21 protein-coding genes are annotated in these 23,889 nt (G+C 72.7%); 7 read left to right on the forward strand and 14 right to left on the reverse strand.

Annotation, left to right across the window (positions count from 1 at the left end; translation table 11 throughout):
* Positions 1-51 precede the first annotated feature (51 nt).
* Positions 52-807, reverse strand: a complete 756-nt coding sequence (locus ACFYST_RS16795; protein ID WP_387862990.1) for an SDR family oxidoreductase — start codon at positions 805-807, stop codon at positions 52-54.
* Positions 808-849: 42 nt separating this feature from the next.
* Entirely contained in the window at positions 850-1,851 is a 1,002-nt protein-coding gene (locus ACFYST_RS16800) for a right-handed parallel beta-helix repeat-containing protein (protein WP_387862992.1), read from the reverse strand.
* A gap of 210 nt (positions 1,852-2,061) precedes the next feature.
* Here ACFYST_RS16800 and ACFYST_RS16805 point away from each other — a divergent pair, with 210 nt between their 5' ends.
* Positions 2,062-4,341, forward strand: a complete 2,280-nt coding sequence (locus ACFYST_RS16805; RefSeq protein WP_387862994.1) for a SpoIIE family protein phosphatase — start codon at positions 2,062-2,064, stop codon at positions 4,339-4,341.
* A 12-nt stretch (positions 4,342-4,353) separates the two neighbouring features.
* On the opposite strand, the gene ACFYST_RS16810 is transcribed toward ACFYST_RS16805, so the two are convergent.
* Positions 4,354-5,160, reverse strand: a complete 807-nt coding sequence (locus ACFYST_RS16810) for an SURF1 family protein (RefSeq protein WP_387646069.1) — start codon at positions 5,158-5,160, stop codon at positions 4,354-4,356.
* A 22-nt stretch (positions 5,161-5,182) separates the two neighbouring features.
* Positions 5,183-6,163, reverse strand: a complete 981-nt coding sequence (locus ACFYST_RS16815) for a DEDDh family exonuclease (RefSeq protein ID WP_387646067.1) — start codon at positions 6,161-6,163, stop codon at positions 5,183-5,185.
* A 122-nt stretch (positions 6,164-6,285) separates the two neighbouring features.
* On the opposite strand from ACFYST_RS16815, the gene ACFYST_RS16820 reads away from it, so the two are divergent.
* The 4 genes from ACFYST_RS16820 to moaA all read left to right on the forward strand — a co-directional run bounded on the left by ACFYST_RS16820 (position 6,286) and on the right by moaA (position 10,591).
* Positions 6,286-7,329 (forward strand): zinc-dependent alcohol dehydrogenase family protein, encoded by a 1,044-nt coding sequence (locus ACFYST_RS16820; protein WP_387862997.1) that lies wholly within the window; start codon positions 6,286-6,288, stop codon positions 7,327-7,329.
* Between the two features lie 181 nt (positions 7,330-7,510).
* Positions 7,511-7,906: a DUF485 domain-containing protein gene (locus tag ACFYST_RS16825; protein ID WP_387646064.1), complete on the forward strand. Its 396-nt coding sequence runs from the start codon at positions 7,511-7,513 to the stop codon at positions 7,904-7,906.
* Positions 7,903-9,516: a cation acetate symporter gene (locus ACFYST_RS16830; protein WP_387646062.1), complete on the forward strand. Its 1,614-nt coding sequence runs from the start codon at positions 7,903-7,905 to the stop codon at positions 9,514-9,516. Before ACFYST_RS16825 ends, ACFYST_RS16830 begins: the two co-directional genes overlap by 4 nt.
* A gap of 85 nt (positions 9,517-9,601) precedes the next feature.
* The gene (moaA, locus tag ACFYST_RS16835) at positions 9,602-10,591 is read left to right on the forward strand and encodes a GTP 3',8-cyclase MoaA (RefSeq protein WP_387863000.1); all 990 of its coding nucleotides are present in this window, start codon (positions 9,602-9,604) and stop codon (positions 10,589-10,591) included.
* Here moaA and ACFYST_RS16840 read toward each other — a convergent pair.
* The 9 genes from ACFYST_RS16840 to ACFYST_RS16880 all read right to left on the reverse strand — a co-directional run bounded on the left by ACFYST_RS16840 (position 10,588) and on the right by ACFYST_RS16880 (position 21,111).
* The gene (locus tag ACFYST_RS16840) at positions 10,588-11,040 is read right to left on the reverse strand and encodes a nuclear transport factor 2 family protein (protein ID WP_387863001.1); all 453 of its coding nucleotides are present in this window, start codon (positions 11,038-11,040) and stop codon (positions 10,588-10,590) included. The genes moaA and ACFYST_RS16840 overlap by 4 nt on opposite strands.
* Positions 11,041-11,045: 5 nt before the next feature.
* Complete coding sequence (locus tag ACFYST_RS16845) at positions 11,046-11,891, reverse strand: hypothetical protein (RefSeq protein WP_387863003.1); 846 nt, start codon at positions 11,889-11,891, stop codon at positions 11,046-11,048.
* A gap of 41 nt (positions 11,892-11,932) precedes the next feature.
* Positions 11,933-15,340, reverse strand: coding sequence for a tetratricopeptide repeat protein (locus tag ACFYST_RS16850; RefSeq protein ID WP_387863006.1), 3,408 nt, complete (start codon positions 15,338-15,340; stop codon positions 11,933-11,935).
* Positions 15,341-15,423: 83 nt separating this feature from the next.
* Complete coding sequence (locus ACFYST_RS16855) at positions 15,424-15,666, reverse strand: hypothetical protein (protein WP_387863009.1); 243 nt, start codon at positions 15,664-15,666, stop codon at positions 15,424-15,426.
* A 225-nt stretch (positions 15,667-15,891) separates the two neighbouring features.
* Positions 15,892-16,251 (reverse strand): DUF3099 domain-containing protein, encoded by a 360-nt coding sequence (locus ACFYST_RS16860; protein WP_387646051.1) that lies wholly within the window; start codon positions 16,249-16,251, stop codon positions 15,892-15,894.
* A gap of 92 nt (positions 16,252-16,343) precedes the next feature.
* A complete protein-coding gene (locus ACFYST_RS16865) occupies positions 16,344-16,892 on the reverse strand; it encodes an RNA 2'-phosphotransferase (protein ID WP_387863011.1) in 549 nt (182 codons plus the stop codon).
* A gap of 30 nt (positions 16,893-16,922) precedes the next feature.
* Positions 16,923-18,317: a metallopeptidase TldD-related protein gene (locus ACFYST_RS16870; protein WP_387646047.1), complete on the reverse strand. Its 1,395-nt coding sequence runs from the start codon at positions 18,315-18,317 to the stop codon at positions 16,923-16,925.
* Complete coding sequence (locus tag ACFYST_RS16875) at positions 18,317-19,843, reverse strand: TldD/PmbA family protein (RefSeq protein WP_387863014.1); 1,527 nt, start codon at positions 19,841-19,843, stop codon at positions 18,317-18,319. Before ACFYST_RS16875 ends, ACFYST_RS16870 begins: the two co-directional genes overlap by 1 nt.
* Before the next feature lie 137 nt (positions 19,844-19,980).
* A complete protein-coding gene (locus tag ACFYST_RS16880; RefSeq protein ID WP_387646041.1) occupies positions 19,981-21,111 on the reverse strand; it encodes an MBL fold metallo-hydrolase in 1,131 nt (376 codons plus the stop codon).
* Positions 21,112-21,359: 248 nt separating this feature from the next.
* Here ACFYST_RS16880 and fabG point away from each other — a divergent pair, with 248 nt between their 5' ends.
* Positions 21,360-22,079 carry a 3-oxoacyl-[acyl-carrier-protein] reductase gene (gene fabG, locus ACFYST_RS16885; RefSeq protein ID WP_387646039.1) on the forward strand — a complete coding sequence of 240 codons (720 nt, stop codon included), beginning with the start codon at positions 21,360-21,362 and terminating at the stop codon, positions 22,077-22,079.
* Positions 22,080-22,081: 2 nt separating this feature from the next.
* Positions 22,082-22,849, forward strand: a complete 768-nt coding sequence (gene fabI / locus ACFYST_RS16890) for an enoyl-ACP reductase FabI (protein ID WP_387646037.1) — start codon at positions 22,082-22,084, stop codon at positions 22,847-22,849.
* 309 nt (positions 22,850-23,158) lie between these two features.
* Here the strand turns inward: fabI and ACFYST_RS16895 are convergent, their stop codons facing one another.
* On the reverse strand, positions 23,159-23,824 hold the full coding sequence (locus ACFYST_RS16895; protein WP_387646035.1) for a FadR/GntR family transcriptional regulator: 666 nt from the start codon (positions 23,822-23,824) through the stop codon (positions 23,159-23,161).
* Positions 23,825-23,889 lie beyond the last annotated feature (65 nt).

The raw sequence follows: 23,889 nt of genomic DNA on the forward strand, positions 1-23,889 counted from the left end.
CAATGACTTGCACCTGGGGCGCGACCTTGCTGGCAGTCACTCCCTCTCGCCCTACAGGCCCCGCGTCGCGCCGCCGTCCACCGGCACCATCACGCCCGTCAGGTAGGACGCGGCCGGGGAGAGCAGGAACGCCGCGGTGCGGCCGAATTCCGCCGGGGTGCCGTAGCGGCGGAGGGGGATGTTGACGGTGGCGGCTTCGCGGGCGGCGGCGGGGTCGGGGGTGAGGGAGTCGAGTTCGCGGACGCGGTCGGTGTCGATGCGGCCGGGGAGGAGGCCGAGGACCCGGATGCCGCGGGGGCCGAGTTCGTCGGCGAGGGTCTTGGCGGCCATGGCGAGGCCGGGGCGCAGGCCGTTGGAGATGCCGAGGCCGGGGATCGGCTGGCGGACGGAGGTGGACAGGACGAAGGCGATGACGCCGCCGGAGGGGAGGCGTTCGGCGGCGGCGCGGGCCAGGCGGATGGCGCCGAGGAAGACGGAGTCGAACGCCGCGCCCCAGGCTTCGTCGCTGGCGGTGGCGACCGGCCCGGCGGCGGGGCCGCCGACGCTGATCAGCATGCCGTCGAAGCCGCCGAAGCGGCTGGTCGCGGCGTCGATCAGACGCCCCGGGGTGGCCGGGTCGGCGTTGTCGGCGACCACGCCGTACGCGTGGTCGCCGAGGGCGTGGGCCGCGGCGGCGACCGATTCTTCGGTGCGGCCGGTGACGACGACGCGGGCGCCCTCGGCGATCAGCTGTGCGGCGGTGGCGTGGCCGAGTCCCCGGGTCGAGCCGGTGACCACGTACACCTTGTCCTTGAGTCCGAGATCCATACCGACCATTCTGACCGGTCGTCCTGGCGGGGTGAGGGAGGGTCAGCCCACCGGGATGCCGGGGTTGACCAGGGCGGCGGGGCCGGTGACGGTGTTGTCGGCGGTGACGGTGACGGGGCAGCCGGTCCGGTCGTAGTTCGTGACGTCGATCGCGTACTTGGCGGGGTTGCGGCCGGTCGCGCCGGTGAGGTCGGAGTGGTTGTTGCGGAACACGGTGCCGCAGCCCCAGCCGGGGAGCTGGCTGTGGGTCTGGTAGCCGTCGTTCACGGTGCGGACGCCGGTGTTGTTCTCGATGACGTAGCCGTTGCCCTTCACGTCGACCCAGGAGTCGTCGTAGTTGACGCCGGTCAGGCCGTTGCCGTCGAAGCGGTTGCCGGAGATCAGGCCGCCGGTGGTGCCCTCCTTGAGGTCGATGTTCTCGCCGCCGATGTTCGGGCCGATCACGTTGTTGAGGATCTGCACGTAGTCGCTGCGGTCGGTGAGGGTGTTGGCGGTTCCGACGTACACGCCTTCGCCCTTGCCGTCGTGGGCGGTGCCGGTGTCGTGGACGGTGGAGCCGCGCAGCACGCCGTGGCTGGAGGAGGTGCGGAAGTGCACGCCCTCCATGGTGGTGTGGTGGACGGTGACGCCGTCGAGCACCACCCAGTCGGAGGCGTCCAGCACGATGCCCTTCTGCGCGCCCGTGACGGTGAGTCCCTGGACGGTCCAGTAGGGGGCGCCGTTCAGCGACAGGCCGTAGCCGCCGCCGGTGGGGGTGGTGAGGACGGCGCGCGGGGAGCCGGTGAGGGTGATCCGGGCGGCGGCGGTGCCCGCGGCGGTGATCTTGAAGTTGCCGGTGTAGGTGCCGTCGGCGAGCTGGATGGTCCGGCCGGGGACGGCGGCGTTCAGCGCGGCCTGGAGTTCCTTGCCGGTGGAGACCTTGACGGTGTCGCCGGCCAACGGGGACGGGGCGGCGCCGGCCGGGGCGGGGAGCAGCGCGAGGGCGGCGGCGCCGAGGCAGAGGGCGGTGGCGGCGGCCCGGATGCGGAGGGTGCGGTGCGTCATGACGGTGCGCTCCAGAGGGGGGAAGAGCGGATCAGGACAACGGCATCCGCCAATGTGGACTGGACCAATGCGGGCCGTCAACGGGTGCGTATCGGCCAGCTGCGGTCACCGGGTACCGCGACGGGTGTCAATGGCGCGCGGCCGGGAACCGTCCGAAGATGGGGAGGACCGGACCACCCACCCGAGGTGCTGCGCATGGAAAGTAGGCGGTTGCCGAACATCGACGGCGTCGCGGCCGCCCTGGTCGACGGCGACGGTCGCGTCGTCGGGTGGACCGCCGCCGCCGAGCAGCTGCTCGCGCTGGACGCGGCCCAGGTCACCGGCCGCCCCGCCCGCGAGCTGCTCGCCGACGAGAGCGAGGAGCGCCTGCTCGACCGCGGGTCCGGCGAGGTACGGCTGCGCACCGGCTCCGGGGTTCCGCTGGAGGTCTCGTACCAGGTGCTGCCGCTGGCCGGCGAGGGCAGCGAGGTACGCGCCCTGGTGCTGGCCACCCCCGCCGACACGGTCGCCCAGCGGCGCCAGGACGAGGCGTTCACCCGGGAGCTGTTCCTGCAGGACCAGCTCGGCCTCGCCGTGTTCGACACCGACCTGCGGCTGCTGCGCACCAACAGCCACCTACTGCCCTACACCGGCCTGCCCGACGGTCTGACCGGCTCCAAGCTGCACGACTACCTGCAGCCCGAGGACGCCGACGCCGCCGAGGCGCTGCTGCGGCACGTGGTCACCACCGGGGAGCCGGTGGTGCGCACCGCGCTGCGGATCCGCCCGCTGGACGACCCCCGCAGCGCGGTGGTGATGGAGATCCAGGCGTTCCGGCTGCAGGCCCTGGACGGCAAGGTGATCGGCGTGACCGCGCTGTTCGGCGACGTCACCGAGGTGTACCGGTACCGGCGGCGGGCCGACGTGCTGCACCGGGCCACCGCCGCCGTCGGCAGCTCGCTGTCGGTGGCCGGCACCGCCGAGGACCTGGCCGGGGTGCTGGTCCCCGGGCTCGGCGACCGCGTCGAGGTGGACATCGCCGAGGCCGTGTTCACCGGCGACGAACCGCAGCCCGACACCGAAGGCCGGCTCGCCGTCCGCCGCACCGCCACCGCCGGGCCGCCGCGCACCGACGGCCGGCCGCTCGGTCCGCTGGGCCGGGAGGTGCTCGGCGCCCCGCTCGCGTCGACCCCGGAACCGCCGTCGATGAGCGCCCCGCTACAGGCCCGCAGCGGCCCGCTCGGCCGGGTCACCGTCCACCGCGACCCCGCCGAGGGCGCCTACCAGCGCGAGGACCTGGAGCTGCTCCGGGAGATCGCCGCCCGGTCCTCGCTCGCCCTGGACAACGCCCGCCGCTACACCCGTGAGCACCGGGCCGCCGTCGGACTCCAGCGCAGCCTGCTGCCGCCCGCCGAGACCACCGTGCCCGCCGCCACCACCGCCAGCGTCTACCGGCCCACCGACACCGCGACCGGCGTCGGCGGCGACTGGTTCGACGTCATCCCGCTCTCCTCCGCCCGGGTCGCCCTGGTGGCCGGCGACGTGGTCGGCCACGGACTCCAGGCCAGCGCCACCATGGGCCGGCTGCGCACCGCCGTCCGCACCCTCGCCGACCTGGACCTGGAACCCGACGAACTGCTGGTGCACCTGGACGACCTGGTCTCCCAGCTGGTCGTCGAGGGCAGCGAGGAGGAACGCGAACGCGGCGTCGCCGACCCGTCCGGGGCGACCTGCGTGTACGTCGTCTACGACCCGGTGGCCGGGCTCTGCCAGGCCGCCAGTGCCGGGCACCCGCCGCCCGCGCTGGTCCACCCCGACGGGCAGGTCGAGTACCTGCCGGTCAGCCCGGGGCCGCCGCTGGGCGTCGGCGGGCTGCCGTTCGAGACCGCCGAGTGCGCGCCGCGGGCCGGCAGCGTGCTGGCGCTGTACACCGACGGGCTGATCGAGGGCGGCAACGGCGGCGACGTCGACGAGGGCATGGACCAGCTCGCCACCCAGCTCCGCGAGGCCGACCTGCGCGGCGACCTGGCCGCCGCCGGGCGGGCGATCGTCGCCGAGATGGCCACCGCCGGGCAGAGCGACGACGTCACGCTGCTGCTGGCCCGGCTGCACCCGGTGCCGGCCGAGGACACCGCCGCCTGGACCATCGAGGCCGACCCGGCGGCGGTCGCCGGGGTGCGCGAGTCGGCCAGCCGCACCCTGGAGCAGTGGGGTCTCGGCGAGCTGGTGTTCACCACCGAACTGGTACTCAGCGAACTCGTCACCAACGCGATCCGGTACGCGGGCGGGCCGGTCATGGTGCGCCTGATCCGCTCCTCGGTGCTGACCTGCGAGGTGTCCGACCCGAGCGCCACCCAGCCGCGGATGCGCCGGGCCCGGCTCACCGACGAGGGCGGACGCGGCCTGTACCTGGTCGCCCAGCTCACCGAACGCTGGGGCAGCCGCTACACCCGCAGCGGCAAGACCATCTGGGCCGAGCAACGGCTCGACCCGCCGCCGCTCAGCTGGTAGGTCCTGAGCTGATCAGCCGGCGGCGCCGACCAGTTCGTCCTCGGCCGCCACCGGCTTCGCCGCGTGCTGCTTGGCCTCGCGGCGGGCCAGCACGACCAGGCCGGTCGGGATCAGCGTGGTGAACAGCCACCACTGGATGGCGTACGCCATGTGCGGGCCGATGTCGGTGTGGCCGGGCTCGGTGAGCAGGGTGGGGGAGGCGCCGGCGGCGGGCTGGGAGGAAGCCAGCTCCAGGTAGCCGCCGAGCACGGTGGTGCCGGAGAACTTGGCCTGCTCCTCGGTGTTGATCACCTTGTACATCCGGTCGGGCAGGCCGCCGCGGTTCTTCAGGCCCACCTTGGCGTAGGTCTCGTCGGCGCGCAGCCGCCCGGTCACCGTCACGTCGCCGTCCGGCGGGGCGGGCACGGCGGGGAAGTCGGCGGCGCCCGCGCCGGACTCCACCCAGCCGCGGTTGACCAGCACCGAGCCCTTGCCGTCGGCCAGCACCAGCGGGGTGATCACGAAGTAGCCGATGGAGCTGCCGCCCGGCTCGGTGCGGCCGCGGATGACCACCTCGTGCGCGGTGTCGTAGTGCCCCTGCGCGGTGACGGTGCGCCACACCTCGCCGCCCGGGACCGACCAGCCCGGCGAGGACAGCGAGTCGAAGGCGACCGGCGGGCTGCCCAGGTTCCGGGCCACCAGGTCGTTGCGGGCCACCCGCGCCTCGTGGCGGTGGTACTGCCAGAAACCCAACCGGATCATGGTCGGGATCAGCACCAGCGCCAGCAGGACGATGACCGCCCAGCGCGCGGACAGCAGGAATCGGTACACACCCGGCACGCTAATCCTCCTTACCGTCGCGTCACGCACCGGGGTGCGGCGCGACCTCCCGCAGCAGCTGCAGGAACGCGTCCTCACCGACCACCGGGGTGCCGTACTCGCGGGCCTTGCGGGCCTTGCCGCTCCACGAGGTGGGCTCGTTGGTGACCAGCAGGCTGGTGAGCCGGCTCACCGAGGAGGCGATGTGCAGGCCCGCCTCGATCATCCGGTCCTCCAGCAGTTCACGATCGGTGGCGGTGTCGCCGGTGATCGCCACCCGCATGCCCTGCATCAGCGGCGAGCCGTCCACCCAGCGCCCCGGGTTCGGGTACGGGCAGGCCGGGCGCTTGCGGGAGGGCCGGTACGAGCTGCTCCAGGAGCCGCGGGACGGCCCGGCCGGGGCGCTCTCGCCGAGGTCGGTGACGGCCACGCAGGTGGTCAGCGGCAGCGGCACCCCGCCGCTGCGGGCCAGCGCCAGCGAGGGGCGGAACACCTCGGCGAGCACCCGGGCGTCGTCCAGCGCGTGGTGTGCCTGGCGCTGGCTGACCCCGAAGTGGGCGGCCAGCGAGGAGAGTTTGCCGTTCGGCAGGGGCAGCCGCAGGTCGCGGGCCAGCACCATGGTGCACAGCCGCTGCTCGACGGGGGCACGCAGGCCGGCCCGGGAGAACTCGCGGGAGATCATGTTCCAGTCGAACAGCGCGTTGTGCGCGACCATCACCCGGTCGCGCAGCCGCTCGGCGAACTCGTCGGCGACCTCCGGGAAGGTCGGCGCGCCCTCCAGGACCTCGCTGGTCAGGCCGTGGATCCAGACCGGGCCGGGATCCCGCTCCGGGTTGACCAGGGTGTACCAGTGGTCGGTGACCTCACCGTCCGGGTCGAGCTGGTAGATGCCCGCCGAGATCACCCGGTCCGAGCGCCCGAGTCCGGTGGTCTCCACGTCGACCACCGCGAAGCCGCGCCCGGCGTCCCCGCCGGGGCCGGTGCGCTGTGCCGGGAGCGGCGAGGTGGGGAATGGCGCGTACATAGCGCACCACTTTACGGGGAACGGGGGACGGCTCAGGCCGGAACGGTCGCCCGGACGGCCGTTCTAGAGTGGCAAGTGGGTGCGAACCAGGCACCCGACCTCTGCAACGAAGGACAACCCTCATGCGCGCCACCGTGATCCACGGCCCCCAGGACATCCGGATCGAGGAGGTGCCCGACCCCCGGATCCAGCGGCCCACCGACGCCGTGGTGCGGGTGCTGAACGCCTGCATCTGCGGCAGCGACCTGTGGGCGTACCGCGGTGTGGCCAAGCGCCAGGCCGGGCAGCGGATCGGGCACGAGTTCCTCGGCTTCGTCGAGGAGGTCGGTTCCGAGGTGCGCGATCTCACAGTCGGCGACCTGGTGGTGGCCCCGTTCGTCTGGTCGGACGGCGTGTGCGAGTACTGCCGCGAGGGCCTGCAGACCTCCTGCCCGCACGGCGGGTTCTGGGGCATCCCCGGCTCGGACGGCGGGCAGGGCGAGGCGGTCCGGGTGCCGTTCGCGGACGGCACGCTGGTGAAGCTGCCCAAGGAGGCCGCCGGCGACGAGAAGCTGCTGCCGGCCCTGCTGGCGCTGTCCGACGTGATGGCGACCGGGCACCACGCCGCGGTGTCGGCGGGCGTGCGGCCCGGCGCGACCGTCGCGGTGGTCGGCGACGGCGCGGTCGGCCTGTGCGGCGTGCTGGCCGCGCACCGGCTCGGCGCCGGCCGGATCATCGCGCTCGGCCGCCACGAGGGCCGCACCGCGATCGCCCGCACCTTCGGCGCCACCGACGTGGTGCCGGAGCGCGGCGAGGCGGCGATCGAGGCGGTGCGCGAGCTGACCGGCGGTTTCGGCGCGCATGCCGTGCTGGAGGCCGTCGGCACCGAGGAGTCGATGCGCACCGCCATCTCGATCGCCCGCGACGGCGGCGCGGTCGGCTACGTCGGCGTGCCGCACGGCGGCAGCGCGGGCGTGGACATCGGCCAGATGTTCAACCGGAACGTCTCGGTGCGCGGCGGCGTCGCGCCCGCCCGGGCGTACATCCCCGAGCTGCTGCCCGACGTGCTGTCCGGGGCGATCGACCCGGGCATCGTGTTCGACCGGACGGTGGACCTGGACGGGGTGCCCGAGGGTTACCGGGCGATGGACGAGCGGACGGCGCTGAAGGTGCGCATCGCCTTCTGAGCCTTTCTCTGCGCCTTCTCAGCGGGCGTTGATTGACTGATTGTCAGACCGGGGCGGCCGAGACGGGCCGCCCCGGTCCTGCGTTCCGGTCAGATTTCGACCGGATCGTGCACGGGATCTTCTCGCGGCCGCACCCCGGATCTACCATGCTCCGCACTCCGCACTCCGCACGACACGACCCATGCCCATCCGATCGTCCGTCGCACCGAAGACGTCAGGAGGCACCGCCGTGACACCCCCGCACGACACCGTCCCGGAACCGTTCACCCGCATCGAGGAATCACCGGAGTTCGGCCAACTGCGCAGCTCCTTCCGGAACTTCGCCTTCCCCGTCACGGCCGGATTCGTCCTCTGGTACCTGCTGTACGTCCTGCTCTCCTGCTACGCGCCCGGGCTGATGAACACCAAGGTGGCCGGCAACATCAACCTGGCCCTGGTGCTCGGCCTGCTCCAGTTCGCCAGCACCTTCGCCATCGCCGCCTGGTACGCCCGCCACGCCGGCCGCCGGCTCGACCCGGCCGCCGCCGCCATACGCGACCGCGCCACCGCCGCTGTCGTCGGGGAGAGTGCCGAATGATCCAGCTGGCCGGCTCCGCGAGCGAGCACCGCACCCTGATCATGTCGCTGTTCGGGGTCTTCGTGATCGTCACCCTCGGCATCACGCTGTGGGCCGGACGCCAGACCAAGGACGCCGCCGACTTCTACGCCGGCGGCCGTGCCTTCACCGGCTTCCAGAACGGCCTGGCGATCTCCGGTGACTACATGTCCGCCGCGTCCTTCCTCGGTATCGCCGGACTCATCGCGCTGTACGGCTACGACGGCTTCCTCTACTCCATCGGCTTCCTGGTCGCCTGGCTGGTCGCGCTGCTGCTGGTCGCCGAACCGCTGCGCAACTCCGGCCGCTACACCATGGCCGACGCGCTCGCCTTCCGGATGCGCCAGCGGCCCGTGCGCACCGCCGCCGGCATCTCCACCATCGTGGTGTCGATCTTCTACCTGCTCGCCCAGATGGTCGGCGCCGGCACCCTGGTCGCCCTGCTGCTCGGCGTCAGCGGCGACGGCGCCAAACGCTGGACCATCGTGGCGGTCGGCGCGCTGATGGTGGTCTACGTGACCGTCGGCGGCATGAAGGGCACCACCTGGGTGCAGATCGTCAAAGCCGTGCTGCTGATCGCCGGCGCCGCGACGATGACCTTCATGGTGCTGGCCAAGTACCACTTCAACCTGTCCGGCCTGCTCGGCGCCGCCGCCGACGCCAGCGGCAAGGGCCACGCCTTCCTCGAACCGGGACTCAAATACGGCGTCACCGGCACCACCAAACTCGACTTCCTCAGCCTCGGCATCGCCCTCGTCCTCGGTACCGCCGGACTGCCGCACATCCTGGTCCGCTTCTACACCGTCCCCACCGCGAAAGCCGCCCGGAAGTCCGTGCTCTGGGCGATCGGCATCATCGGCGTCTTCTACCTGATGACGCTCGCCCTCGGCTTCGGCGCCGCCGCCCTGGTCGGCCCCAAGACCATCAAGGCCTCCAACGCGGCCGGCAACACCGCCGCCCCGCTGCTCGCCGAACAACTCGGCGGCGGGGCCGGCTCCACCGGCGGTGCCGTGCTGCTCGCGGTGATCTCCGCCGTCGCCTTCGCCACCATCCTCGCCGTGGTCGCCGGACTCACCCTGGCCTCCTCCTCGTCCTTCGCCCACGACCTCTGGGCCAACGTGATCCGGCGCGGGAAGGCGAGCGAGAAGGAGGAGGTGGCCAGCGCCAAGCTCGCCGCCGTCGCGATCGGCGCCATCGCCATCGTGCTGTCGATCTTCGCCGACAAGCTGAACGCCGCCGCCCTGGTCGCGCTGGCCTTCGCGGTCGCCGCCTCGGCCAACCTGCCCACGCTGCTGTACTCGCTGTTCTGGAAGCGGTTCAACACCGTCGGCGCGGTCTCCGCCACCTACGCGGGCCTGATCACCTCCGTCACCCTGGTGATCTTCTCGCCGGTGGTCTCAGGCAACCCCAAGACCTCGCTCTTCCCGCACAGCGACTTCCACTGGTTCCCGCTGGAGAACCCCGGCTTGATCTCCATCCCGGTCGGCTTCCTGGCCGGCGCGATCGGCACCTGGCTGGCCCGCGAGCAGGCCGACCCCGCGAAGTACGCCGAACTGGAAGTCCGTTCACTCACCGGGCTGGGCGCGGACTAGGTCGTGTCCCGCGCCCGGTTAAGCTGGCCCGGCCGCTGGGTGGCGGCCGGGCCGGTGCGGCTCTTCGAGGAAGGGCGGGACCGGGATGCTCCTCGACACCTACGGTCGACAGGCCGTCGACCTGCGGGTCTCCCTCACCGACCGGTGCAACCTGCGCTGCACCTACTGCATGCCCGAAGAGGGCCTGGACTGGCTCGGAAAGTCCGACCTGCTCACCGACGAGGAGATCGTCCGGCTGATCGGACTCGCCGTCGGGACCCTCGGCGTCCGCGAAGTCCGCTTCACCGGCGGCGAACCGCTGCTGCGGCCCGGGCTGGTCTCCATCATCGCCGCGTGTGCCGAGCTGGAGCCCCGCCCCGAGATCTCCCTCACCACCAACGGCATCGGCCTCGCCCGGGTGGCAACCGCCTTGCGGGACGCCGGAGTCGACCGGGTCAACGTCTCGATCGACACCCTGAACCCCGACACCTTCGCGAAGCTGACGCGCCGCCGCCGCCACCAGGACGTCCTGGACGGGCTGCTCGCCGCCGAGGCCGCCGGGCTGCGGCCGGTCAAGCTCAACGCCGTCCTGATGCGCGGCGTCAACGACCACGAGGCCGCCGACCTGCTCGCCTGGGCGATCGAGCACCGCTACCAGCTGCGGTTCATCGAACAGATGCCGCTGGACGCCCAACACGGCTGGGACCGCTCGCAGATGGTCACCGCCGAGGAGATCCTCGCCCTGCTGCGCACGCGTTTTTCGTTGACTCCCGAACCGTCCTCGGTGCGCGGCGCGGCCCCCGCCGAGCGCTGGCTGGTCGACGGCGGTCCCGCGACGGTCGGCGTCATCGCCTCCGTCACCCGCCCGTTCTGCCGCGCCTGCGACCGCACCCGGCTCACCGCCGACGGCCAGGTCCGCAACTGCCTCTTCGCGACCGGCGAGACCGACCTGCGTGGCGCGCTGCGGGCGGGCGCGAGCGACGCGGAGCTGGCCGAGCTGTGGCGGGCGGCGATGTGGGGCAAGAAGGCCGGCGCGGGCATCGACGCTCCGGAGTTCCTCCAGCCCGAACGGCCGATGTCGGCGATCGGCGGTTAGCTTCGGAGGTGGCGGCTCACGTCGCCGACCAGCGTGGCGCGGAAGCGCCGCTCCACGAACCGCCACTGCCCGTCGCGGCGCTCGAAGCGGTCGTGGTACCGGCCGCAGACGATGGCCTGCAACGGCAGCTCCGGGAGCGACTGGAACACCGTGACGTAGGAGCGGGCCGACGCCGTACCCGCCTCCTCGTCGACCTCGACGGCGAGGTTGGTGGTCACGTGCTGGGTGCGCGGGGTGCCGTCGGCGTACACGATCAGCATGCCCCGGAACATCCGCTCGATCGCGTCCCGCCCGCGCACCGGGTCGCCGCTGCCGGTGAAGGCGGCGTCCGCGAGGAGGGCGCCGAGGCCGGCGAAGTCCCCGTCGTCCACCAGCTCGGCGTACCGGGCGATCAGGTTCTCGACCGCGTGGCGGCCGGATGCCGCGCCGGGCGCGGGAAGATCATTCACGGACCTCACTGTAGGCGCACCGCCTGACGTGCCGTCATTCGGCGCCGTTCCCCGACGGCTTCGCGAACCTCTTCCCGTGCCAACTCGGGTTCGACGGCGGGTGGCTGGAACCGGTGGCCGGCCAACCGGACGTGCTCCTCCCAGCGGTCCTGCCAGAACTCGACTGTCCACCCCGGCCACCGCTTCGGCATCTCGTACGCCTCCGCAGTCGCCGCCAGCGTCCACCAGCCCACCCGGCGCCGCGCCGGATCGATGTGCACCCCCGCATCGGCCGCCACCCGGCACACCCCGTGCTCGGGGGCGCCCGCCAGCCAGTTGAGCAGTGCGGCCCCCTCGCCGATCGGATGGTCGTCGACGTGCGCCACCATGAAGCACTGGTCGGAGCCGACCGTCACCACCGCGGCCAGCGGCGCCGGGTGGGCAAGGTCCTCGTCGTCGGGTTCCAGCAACGCAACGGGCCAGATGGTGCGTTCGCGATCCCGGACGAACTCCGGGTCCAGGCCCAGGTAGGCCCGCACCTCCGCGTTCCCGTCGTACAGCCAGCGCACCTCCCAGCCCGCCCACGCCTCCCGCAGCAGCTCCAACGTGGCGGCACGGTGGCGGAGTTCGGTGCTCGGGCCCTCCCAGGCGAACAGCAGCAGTACCTTCCGGCCCAGATCGATCAGCGCCGCGCCCATGCAGATCACGTCGTCCAGCCACCAATCGGTCACCCGCAGCCCCTCGACCATCGCGAGGGTCGCCTCGGGCCCCGCCAGCAGGTCGACGTCGAGCCACACGGCGCCGAAGCGGGACAGGTACAGCTCGTGCTCGCCGCTCTCGCGGACCACGACGAAGTTTGCTCGATCGGCCATGGGGTGAGGATGACTGCCGCCCGGTGGCGGCCGCCAGCGAATTAGGGTGCCTGACCGAGCAGGCCGAGTGCGGTGGCGGCGCGGGCGGCGGCGGGGGAGGTGGTCAGTTCGTGGAGGTATTCGCGGAGGGTGTCGTGGGTGTCGGGGGCGTTCGGGACGGCGAGGAACTCGGCTATCGGGGGGCCGAGCTCGCCGTCCTGGACTGCCACCGCGTGCAGCACCGCCAGGGCCGCCCGGGAGGCCGCGAGGGTGGGGGGGACTGCGGCCAGCAGCGCGTCCCAGGCCGGGGTGGAGGCCTCGCGGCCGTGCTCGTACAGCTGCGTGACGGCCTCTTCGCGGAGCACGCCGGGGGCGGTCGGTTCCAGCCGGGCGGCCTGGTCCAGGGCTTCCCGGGCGGGTTGCCACTTGCCCTGCCGGCGGAGCACCGCGACGAGTGCGCAGTGGGTGCCGATCTCGTAGGGGGAGAGTGCGAGGGACGCCCTGAGATCGGTGACGGCTGCGTCGAGGCGGCCCGCACGCCGGTGGAGTTCGGCGCGGTCGCGCAGCAGCCAGGGGGAGTCGGGCTCGATGGTGAGGGCGGCGTCGAAGTCGGTGAGGGCCAAGTCGTGGCGGCCGGTCTGTTGGTGCAGGTGGGCGCGTTCGAGGAGGGCCCAGTGGAAGCCGGGGTCGATGGCGAGGGCGGCGTCGAGGTCGGCGGACGCCTGGTCGGGGCAGCCGGTTCGCCGGTGCGACTTCGCGCGGTGCAGCAGCGCCCAGATGTGCTGCGGGTCGATGGCGACGGCGGCGCTGAAGTTGGCGATCGCCTCCGGGTGGCGGGTCGCGTCCTGATGGATCTCGCCGCGGTAGAAGTGGGCCCAGGGATCGGCGGGGTTGATGGCGAGCGCCGCGTCGAGGTCGGCGAGGGCCAGGTCGAGACGGCCCTCCCGGCAGTGGGTGCGGCCTCGCCAGACCAGGGCGATGAAGTCGTTGGGGTTGAGGGCGATGGCGGAGGTGAAATCGGCGACGGCCTGGCCGTACCGTCCCGCCCGGCTGTGCGCCTCGCCGCGGTCGCGCAGAACGACGGGGTTGTCCGGGTCGAGCGCGAGGGCGGCGTCCAGGTCGGCGACCGCGTGGGAGAGCCGGCCTGATTGGTAGTGCGTCTTGCCGCGTTCGCCCAGGGCCCAGACGTAGCCGGGGTTGACGGAGAGCGCGGCGGTGAAGTCGCTGATCGCCTGTTCCGGGCGGTCGGCGAGTCGGTGGGCGATGCCGCGTTCGCACAGGGCCCAGGCGTTGAAGGGATCGAGGGCGAGGGCGGCGTCGAAGTCGCCGATGGCGAGGTCGATCCGGTGCGCCGCGCCTTGGGCCAGGCCTCGGCGGATCAGGGCCGAGCCGTGCTCGGGTTCGAGGGCGAGGGCGGCGGTGAAGTCGGCGATCGCGCGGTCGAACCGGCCTGCCGTGTGGTGCACCTGGCCGCGTTCGGACAGTGCCCAACTGTCCTCCGGGTCGAGGACCACCGCGGCGTCGAGGTCGGCCAGCGCCTCGTCCAGCCGGCCGACCAGGCGCAGGACCCAGCCCCGGTAGTAGAACGCGTCGGAGTGTTCCTGCCTGGTGGCCACGGTCGTCGCGCGGTCGGAGACGGCGGCCGCCAGGCGGTCCGGGTGCTCGCGGGCCGCGAGCACCTCGGCGGCGAACGGGGTGCGGGCGAGCGCCGCGTCCAGGTCGGCCAGTGCCAGGTCGCGGTGGCCGAGGTAGCAGCGCACGCGGCCGCGCTGGATCAGTGCGGGCAGCAGGTCGGGGGCGAGCAGCAGGGCCTGGTCCAGCAGGACGAGCGCCGCGGGGTCCTCGTTCTGCTGGATCGACCGGTGGCCCTGCCCGGTCAGCGCCCGGGCCCGGAGGCGGGCGGGCAGGCCGGGGGCGGCCAGGGCGGTGAGAACGGTCTCGGCCGGGTCGGGGGTGGTGAGGGCGGTGTGCAGCAGCTCGGACCAGCGGGTGAGGTCGGCGTCGGCGGTGTCGCGGGCGGCCAGGGTGAGGAGTTCGGCCCAGGCGGTGAGAGAGTCGGGGGAGTGGTCGGCGGCCTCCGCGAGGCGGTGGAGCGCCGGCGGCAGCTGGGTGGTCGGGGCGGCGCAGAGCAGGTGGTAGGTCTCGTCGAGGAGGTGGCGGAGCCAGCGGGCGTTGCTGCGGAGCCGGGACGGCGGGAGCTCGGCCTGGAGGGCTTCGCAGGCAGCCGCGTGGTGCCGGGCGAGGCGGGTGTGCCCGCTTCGCCAGGCGTGCGGGGCGCGGATGCGGTGGTGGCGCAGGAGGCTGGCGCGGACGACGGCGTGGTACTGGTGGGCGTCGCCGTGGGCGGTGACGAAGGGCTGGTCGAGGAGCCAGTCCCAGCCGGGGGCGGTCGGGTCGTCCACGGCGAGGCAGAAGAGGTCGCGGTCGAGGCGGGGCGGGAGGGCGGCGGCGAGGACGGTCTCGCGCAGGGCGGGTTCGGGGATCCACTGGAGGAAGCGCTGAACTGCCTTGTCGACGGCGTCCGTTCCGGCGTCGGCGACCTCCTCGGCGGAGTGCGGGTCGGTGCCCGCGAGCAGGGCCAGCAGCAGCGGCAGGCCGAGGGACATCCGGACGATGGCGTCGATCGCGTCGGGGGAGTGCACGCCGCGGCTCGCCAGCAGGTCGCGGGCCTCCTGCTCGGTGAAGGCTTCGAGGGCGACGTCCACCACGGCGGAGCGCAGGCGGGCCCAGTCGCGTTCGGCGAGTTCGTCGCGGCCGGCCAGCACGACGATCACGTCGAGCGGGAGATCGCCATAGGTACCGTCGATCAACTCGCGCAGCCAGCCGTCCAGGTGGCGGCCGGTGATCTCCCAGGTGTCGAGGAAGAGCACCACCCAGGGGACGGGTTCGCGGTCGCAGAGGTGGGCGAGTTCGGTGACGAACGCCCGGCTGAGGGTGGCGAGTTCGGAGTCGCCGGTGGGTCGGCGGCGGCGGACGGCGGCGATCAGGCGGTCGGTGCTCTCGGCGACGGTCTCGGGGGTGGTGAAGGCGGCGGAGCCGGGAACGAAGGTGTTGGCCGCGCCGAGAGCGGCGTGGGCGACCACCCGGGCGGGCAGCGAAGGCAGGTCGGCCGGGGTGGCCTGGGCCCGCCGGTACTGTTCCAGGGCCTTGTCGAAGTCCTTGAACGGGGCCTCCGGCGAGGCGAGTTGGGCGGCGAGCGCGGCCAGCGCGGTGTCGACGCCCTGCACGTCGGTGTCGTCGATCAGCGCGGTGCGCCCGCCCGCCCGGCCGGCCGTCTCCCGCCACTGGGCGATCAGGGTGGACTTGCCGATGCCGCCGACGCCCCGGACGTGGAACAGGAAGTCGGCGGGGTCGGGCCCGGCCTCCGGGTCGGGGTTCTTGCGCAGGTTGTCGGCGAACAGGGCGAGTTGGGCCCGGCGTCCGACGAACTGGGAGTCGACGCGGCGGCGCAGCGCCTCCGCCCGGGACATTCGCCTTGCACCACGAGACACCGCATCCCCCCAAGCACCGAAACGCAGACCACGCTACTGGGTGCGGGGGAGCGGGCGGCGCGTTACGCGGAGAAGGGCTCGGTGTCCTTCAGGAAGCCCCGGACGGCGAGGAACTGGCTGAGGGAGTCGCGGTGTTCGTCGCAGGCCAGCCAGGTTTTGCGGCGGTCGGGGGTGTGGAGCTTGGGGTTGTTCCACAGCAGGGTCCAGGTGGCGAGTGCGCGGCAGCCCTTGGCGGAGCACTTCGGGGGGCCGGCCGGGCTTTCGGGGCCGGTGGGGGTGCCGAAGAGGGGGTGCGCGGTGTCCATGGGTCCGATCCTATGCCCGGGCATGACGACGCCGGGCAGCCACGGGGGGAGCTGCCCGGCGTCGGTCCGTCGCTCCGACGGGGGATGCGGAGCGCTCTGGAAGTATGGCACGGCAACGGGCTCGGAAGCTCGTCCGTCCAGTGATTAATTTGAGGATCGTCTGAGCTTTCAGACGGTCAGACCGTCGCATGAACGGTCATATCGGACAGCGGAATTGAGGGATTCTCAATCCTGTGGCCGGTTCTCGGTGGCGGCGGCCGCCGCCCCGCCGCCGCCCGTCCCGCCGGGGCCGAGCATCAGCTGGGTGTCGGGGGCGAAGTCGAACGTCGAGGGCAGGCCGGGGGCGCGCTCGCGGCCCGCGTTGGCGATCAGGACCGCGAAGTACGGGAGCAGCACGCCGCCGGCCAGCGCGGCGAAGGCGAGCCAGCGCTGGACGTCCCAGAGGATGACGGCGAGCAGGACGCACACGGTGCGGATCAGCATGGAGATCACGTAGCGGCGCTGCCGGCCCCGGACGTCCTCGCTGAGGCTGCTGCGGGCACCGGTGATCCGGAAGACCTGGTCGTCGTCCGCGCTCTTGCGCATGGGTCCATCCATCCATCGGTTCCGGGCTCCCTACGGTCGTCCACGGTAACCCCGCTGATGCCGGACGGACCCACGTGGGGTCCGTCCGGTGGTCAGGCGGTGCGGCGCAGGTACTGGACGGGTACGGCGTCGGTGAGCCAGACACCGTTCGCAGACACCCGGAATTCGTGGCCGGCGGCGGCCATCGCCGCCGCATCGACCTCCAGCACCACGGGGCGGCCGTGCCGGGAGCCGACCTTGACGGCCGTCCCGGTGTCGGCGGAGAGGTGGACGTCCTGCCGGGCCATCGGGCGCAGGCCCTCGGCCAGGATGTACGGGAGGTTGCGCTCGGCGGTGCCGTGGAACAGCACGTCGGGCGGGGTGGTGGCGGGCAGGCCGAGGTCGACGTCGACGGTGTGGCCCTGGCTGGCCCGGATGGAGCGGCCGTCCTCGGAGTAGGCGAAGCGGCGCTTGTTGTTGGTGGCGACCACGTGGTCGAGCTGGGCGCGGCTGAGCCGCCGGCCGTGCCGGCCGAGCGCGGCGAGCAGGGTGTCGATCTCCACCCAGCCCGCCGCGTCCAGGGTGACCCCGATGGCGCCCGGGTCGTGTCGCAGGATGCGGCTGAGCATCTTCGACGTCTTGACGGTGTGCTTTTCGTCCATCGGGATCCCCCCAGGGGTTCGGCCGGCCGGTCAGGAGGCCTGACTGACCGAGCTCATGTTGAAGTCGGGCACGCGCACCGGCGGCATCGCGGCCCGGGTGAACCAGTCGCCCCACTCGCGGGGCAGGCAGCGTTCGGTGCGGCCGGCCTCGGTGATCCGGCCGAGCAGGTCGACCGGGGACTCGTTGAAGCGGAAGTTGTTGACCGCGCCGACCACTTCGCCGTTCTCGACCAGGTAGACGCCGTCCCGGGTGAGGCCGGTGAGCAGCAGGGTGGCCGGGTCGACCTCGCGGATGTACCAGAGGCAGGTGAGCAGCAGGCCGCGCTCGGTGCTGGCGACCATCTCCTCCAGCGTCGGCGCGTCGGGCGCGGAGGTCTCCAGCACCAGGTTGTCGATCGGCGGGGTGAGCGGGAGGCCGGCCAGGCCCGCGGAGTGGCGGGTGGTCAGCAGGTGGGTGAGCTTGCCGTCGCGCAGCCAGTCGGTGCCGGTCAGCGGCGCGCCGTTGTCGAACACCGAGTCGTTCTCGCCGGAGGAGTGGGTGAGCACGAACGGGGCGGCCTGGATACCGGGTTCGGCCGGGTCGGAGCGCAGGGTGAGCGGCAGCGGGCTGAGCTGCTCGCCGATCCGGGTGCCTCCGCCGGGCTTGGAGAACACCGAGCGGCCCTCGACGGCGTCCCGCGCGCCGGACGACCAGGACATGTAGACCAGCAGGTCGGCGACGGCGGACGGCGACAGCAGCGTCTCGTAGCGGCCGGCCGGCAGGTCGATCTTCTTGCGGCCCCAGCCGAGGCGGCGGGTCAGGTCGGTGTGCAGGGCGGTGACGTCGACGTCCGTGAAGTCCTGGGTGGCGGCGCCGGCCCAGGCGGAGCCGGTCAGGTCGGCGGTCTTGGCGTTCAGCTCGACGGTGCCGGTGGGCTGGTCGTGGCGCAGCCGCAGGCCGGTGGAGCTGCCCAGGTAGGAGGAGACCATCTCGTGCCGGGCGAAGCCGTACAGCAGCTCGCCATTGGCGCGGGCGCGGCCGAAGGCCTCGCCGAGGGCGGGCGCGAACGCGTCGAACACGCCGATGTCGGTGACCTGCGGGGCCTCGGTGAAGCGCGGGTCGGCCGGTCGGGCGGTGATCAGCGGTTGGGCGTCCTCGGCGGGTTCGGCGGCCCGGGCGGCGGCCTCGGAGGCGCGCACCAGCTGCTCGACCTCGTCGAGCGTGACGGCCTCCTGGGCGACCACGCCGGCGGCGGTGCCCTGCGCGCCGTTCACGGTGGAGATCACGGTGAGCCGCCGGCCGCGGGTGACGCCGTTGGTGGTGAGCGCGTTGCCGGCCCAGCGCAGGTTGGCGGTGGACTCCTCGTCGGCGATCACCACGCAGCCGTCGGCGCGGGACAGTTCGAGGGCGCGTTCCACCAGCTCGTGGGGGTGCGTGAGGGACATCAGTGACCCGCCTCCTGCTGGGTGTTGAGCACGTTGACCTGACGGAACAGCGCGGACGGGCAGCCGTGGCTGACCGCGGCGACCTGGCCCGGCTGGGCCTTGCCGCAGTTGAAGGCCCCGCCGAGCACGTACGTCTGCGGGCCGCCGACGGCGCTCATCGAGCCCCAGAAGTCGGTGGTGGTGGCCTGGTAGGCGAAGTCCTTGACCTGCCCGGCGAGTTCGCCGCCCCGGATGGCGTAGGCGCGCTGCCCGGTGAACTGGAAGTTGTAGCGCTGCATGTCGATCGACCAGGAGCGGTCGCCGACGATGAACAGGCCGTTCTCCACCTGGGAGATCAGGCCGGCGGTGTCGGGGCCGTCGGCGGCGGGCTGGAGCGAGACGTTGGCCATCCGCTGCACCGGCACGTGCGCCGGGGAGTCCGCGTAGGCGCAGCCGTTGGAGCGCTCGAAACCCTTCAACTTGGCCATCGGACGGTCGAGTTGGTATCCGACCAGGACGCCGTCGCGGATCAGGTCCCAGGACTGGGTGGCCACGCCCTCGTCATCGTACCCGATGGTGGCCAGGCCGTTCTCGGCCGTCCGGTCGCCCGTGACGTGCATCAGCTCGGAGCCGTACTTCAGGCTGCCGAGCTGGTCGAAGGTGGCGAACGAGGTGCCCGCATAGGCGGCCTCGTAGCCCAGCGCGCGGTCCAGCTCGGTGGCGTGGCCGATCGACTCGTGGATGGTCAGCCACAGGTTGGACGGGTCGATCACCAGGTCGTAGCGGCCCGCGGTGACGCTCGGCGCGCGCATCTTCTGCGCCAGCAGCTCGGGCAGCTCGGCCAGTTCGGCGTCCCAGTCCCAGCCCCTGCCCCGCAGGTACTCCCAACCGCGCCCGGCCGGTGGCGCGATGGTGCGCATCGAGTCGAACGCGCCCGTGCGCTCGTCCACGCTGGTGGCCTCCAGCCACGGGTGCAGGCGCACCCGCTGCTGGGTCGTCACGGTGCCCGCGGTGTCCGCGTAGAACTTGTTCTCCTGCACCGTCAGCACCGTCGCCGACACGTGCGAGACGCCGTCCGCCGCCAGCAGCCGGGAGGACCACTCGGCCAGCAGGCCGGTCTTCTCCGCGTCCGGCACCTCGAACGGGTTCACCTCGTACGCGGAGACCCACTCCACGTCGGGGTACACCGGCTCCGGGGCCAGCTCCACCCGCTCGTCCGAGCCCGCCGCCCGGCTGATCCCGCCCGCCAGCCGGGCCACCGCCACCGCCTGCTCGGCAACCGCCGCCGCCGAGGCGGGCGTCAGGTCCACGCCCGCGGCGAAGCCCCAGGCGCCGTCCAGCAGGACGCGGACGGCGAAGCCCAGCTGCACGGTGTCCGACGACCCGGACGGCCGGGCGTCACGCAGCCGCCAGGACGCCGAACGGACCCGCTCCAGCCGGAAATCGGCGTGCGAGACGCCCAACTGCCGGGCCCGGGACAGGGCCGCGTCCGCCAGCGGGCGCAACGGGTACGAGAGGAACTGAGGGTCCATCGCGGAGGGGGGCATCGGGCTCCCTGGGTCGAGGGTCAGGTGCGGCGGGCCGCCCCCGGGTCGAGGGCACACCCGCTCGCATCATCCCCGGCCGCAGGGCGTTCTGCCAGCAAATATTCGCCGAACCGCCCTGACGCCCAGTCAGTTCCGGGTCAGGACAGCGCCTCCCACCAGCCGTCCAGCTCCGGCGGATCGGACACCTCGACCCGCTGCCCCGGACGCGGCACCGCCAGCGGCACGCCCTGCGCCTTCGCCTCCGCCAACAGCCGCTCCACCGGCTCCGCCCAGCGGTGCGGCGCCAGGTTGAACGTGCACCAGTGCACCGGCAGCAGCAGACCGCCGCGCAGCTCCAGATGCGCCCGGACCGCGTCCTCCGGGCTCAGGTGGATGTCCGCCCAGGCGTCGTCGTACGCGCCGATCGCCATCAGCGCGGCGTCGAACGGGCCGTGCTGCTCGCCGATCCGGGCGAAACCCTCGAAGTAGCCGGAGTCGCCGGTGAAGAACACCCGCCGCTCCGGCCCCGCCACCACCCACGAACCCCACAGCGTGGTGTTGCGGGTGAAACCACGGCCGGAGAAGTGGTGCGCGGCGGTCAGCGTCAGCGTCAACTCGCCGAGCGTGCACGTCTCGTCCCAGTCCAGCTCGATGATCCGGTGCTCCGGCACACCCCAGCGGCGCAGGTGCCCGCCGATGCCCAGCGGCACCGCGAACGGCGCCGACTGGAGCTCCACCAGGCGGCGCACCGTCGCCATGTCCAGATGGTCGTAGTGGTCGTGCGAGATCAGCACCGCGTCCACCTGCGGCAGCGACGCCAGCTCCACCGGCACCGGGTGCAGCCGCTTCGGGCCCGCCAGGTGGGACGGCGAGCAGCGGTCCGACCACATCGGGTCCACCAGCACCCGGCAGCCGTCCAGCTCCAGCAGCGCCGAGGCGTGGCCGTACCACGTCACCGCCACCTCCTGGGAGGCCGCGGCCGGCTGCACCGGCACCGCCAGCGGCACCGGACCGGCCGGCACCCGCCCGTCCTTCTCGAACAGCATCCGGCGCAGCGTCGCCGCGTCCGGGCTGCCCGGAACGCCCGGCGACACCTGCGAGGGCGCGTTGTGGAACACCCCGTCCCGGTACTGCGGAGACACCCGCACCCGCGGGTCCAACGGGTCCGGCCGGCGCCCGAACTGGGCCGGCAGCTCCCGCAGCGCCCACGCCGCAGCACCCGCCACCGTCAGTGCCGCCGCCGCCACCAGCGCCCGGCGGCCCGCCCGGCCAGGGAGTGCACCACTCATCGCGTCCGCTCCGATCGGCTCGCTCGAAAACGGTGCCCGGACTCTCCGGAGCACCCCCGGGGCAACGGCCATCACCGGCCGGGCGTTCCCCACGCCCGACCCGCACCCGGATTGTCGGGATGCGACAGAACACACCCGGCAATGCCTGTCCAAGGCCGCTTCGCCCGAGCTCGCACCCTACCGATAGCGTCACAGATGGCTACGCGTGCGATCGGCACGCGCACATCGAGTAGGGAAGAGGTGGACCGTTGAGCCGCTCGGTACTGGTCACCGGAGGTAACCGGGGCATCGGCCTCGCCATCGCCCAGAGCTTCGCCGAGGCGGGCGACAAGGTCGCCATCACCAGCCGCAACGGCGAGGTCCCGGCGGAGCTCGCCAAGTACGACGTCCTCGCCGTGCGCGCCGACATTACCGACACCGAGCAGGTCGACGCCGCCTTCACGGAGATCGAGGCCGCCCACGGCCCGGTCGAGGTCCTGGTCGCCAACGCCGGCATCACCAAGGACACCCTGCTGCTGCGCATGTCCGAGGACGACTTCACCTCCGTCCTGGACACCAACCTCACCGGCACCTTCCGGGTCGTGAAGCGCGCCGCCGCCAAGATGCTGCGCGCCCGCAAGGGCCGCGTGGTGCTGATCTCCTCCGTGGTGGGCCTCAGCGGCTCCGCCGGCCAGGCCAACTACGCCGCCTCCAAGGCCGGCCTGGTCGGCTTCGCCCGCTCGCTGGCCCGCGAACTCGGCTCCCGCAACATCACCGTCAACGTGATCGCGCCCGGCTTCGTCGACACCGACATGACCGCGGTGCTCAGCGAGGAGCGCCGCAAGGAGATCGTCTCCGGCGTCCCCCTGGGCCGCTACGCCGCCCCCGCCGAGATCGCCTCGGCCGCGCGGTTCCTGGCCTCCGACGAGGCCGCGTACATCACCGGAGCCGTCATTCCCGTGGACGGCGGATTGGGCATGGGTAACTGACCATGACTGGAATTCTCGAAGGCAAGCGGATCCTGATCACCGGTGTGCTGATGGAGTCCTCCATCGCCTTCCACACCGCGAAGCTCGCCCAGGAACAGGGCGCCGAGATCATCCTCACCGCCTTCCCCCGGCCCAGCCTCACCGAGCGCATCGCCAAGAAGCTGCCCAAGCCGGTCAAGGTCCTGGAGCTCGACGTCTCCAACCCCGAGCAGCTGGCCGGCATCGCCGACCAGGTCCGCGAGCACCTGCCGACCCTGGACGGCATCGTCCACTCCATCGGCTTCGCCCCGCAGGACGCGCTCGGCGGCAACTTCCTGGACACCCCCTGGGAGTCCGTCGCCACCGCCATGCAGGTCTCCGCGTACTCGCTGAAGTCCCTCACCACCGCGCTGCTCCCGCTCATGCAGGACGGCGGCGCCGTGGTCGGCCTGACCTTCGACGCGCAGTTCGCCTGGCCGCAGTACGACTGGATGGGCCCGGCCAAGGCCGCCCTCGAGTCCACCAACCGCTACCTCGCCCGCTACCTCGGCGAGCGCAACATCCGCTGCAACCTGGTCTCGGCGGGCCCGATCGGCTCGATGGCCGCGAAGTCGATCCCCGGCTTCCCGGACCTCGCCGCCACCTGGGACTCCCGCTCCCCGCTCAAGTGGGACCTCACCGACCCGGAGCCGGCCGGCCGCGGCGTCGTCGCGCTGCTCAGCGACTGGTTCCCGAAGACCACCGGCGAGATCGTCCACGTGGACGGCGGGCTGCACGCCATCGGTGCCTGAGGCAGACGAGTAGCACGACCAGGGGCTCGGGAACTGTTAGGCAGCCGAGCATGCACAACCTGGGGCTCGGGAACTGCTTGGCAGACGAGCATGCACAACAGGGGCTCGGGGAACTGCGACGCCGAGCTGCTGGTGGTCAGGGATATCGGTAGGTCGTGACTGCTACCGGTAAAAGACGGGACCCGAAACGACGGGACCAATCCGCGCCCTGTTGATCACCAGCAGTCTCGGCCCCGCCGTTCCCCGGGCCCCTGTTGTGGCTCCCGCCGTTCCCCGCGCAGCTGTTGTGGCTCCCGCCGTTTCCAGGGCTCAGCTCTTGCATCTGCCAATCGCCCGGCCCGCCGCCTCGGCGGCCTTCTCCGCGTCGCCGGACCTGATCGCGTCCAGGATGTCCGAGTGCGAGACCCAGCGGTGGGGGAGCAGGTCGGGGCCGACGTCGTGGCGGAGGTGGGCGAGCAGGACCTCGCCGAGGTCGGCGTAGATCGCGGCGAGGACGTCGTTGTGGGCGGCGGCCACCACCGCGTGGTGGAAGGCGGCGTCGGCCTGGATGAAGTCCTCGGGGATGCCGGCGTGCCAGGCGGCGTCGCGGCGGGCCAGGGCGGCGTCGAGGAGTTCGAGGTCGCGGGCGGTGCGGCGGGTCGCGGCGAAGCCGGCGGCGGAGGTTTCCAGGGTGGCGCGGAGTTCGGCGACCTGGCTCTGGTCGGCGTCGGCGAACCGGCGGTGCATCACGCCGGCGAGTTCGCTGGTGGCGAGGACGTAGGTGCCGGAGCCCTGGCGGATGTCGACCAGCCCGTTGTGGGCGAGGGCGCGGACGGCTTCGCGGATGGTGTTGCGGGCGACGCCGAGCTGGTCGACGAGTTCCGCCTCGGTGGGGATGCGTGATCCCACCGGCCATTCGCCGGAGGTGATCTGGGCCCGGAGTTGGGCGATCACCTGGTCGGAGAGCGGGGTGCGGCGAGTGGTCGACAGCGCCAAGGTCGGGCTCCTTCTGTGGTTTACGTCATCAGGATACCGGGGCGACTTAAGTCATCCCATGATTC

It is taken from the genome of Kitasatospora sp. NPDC004614 (assembly GCF_042873675.1).
Taxonomy (GTDB): domain Bacteria; phylum Actinomycetota; class Actinomycetes; order Streptomycetales; family Streptomycetaceae; genus Kitasatospora.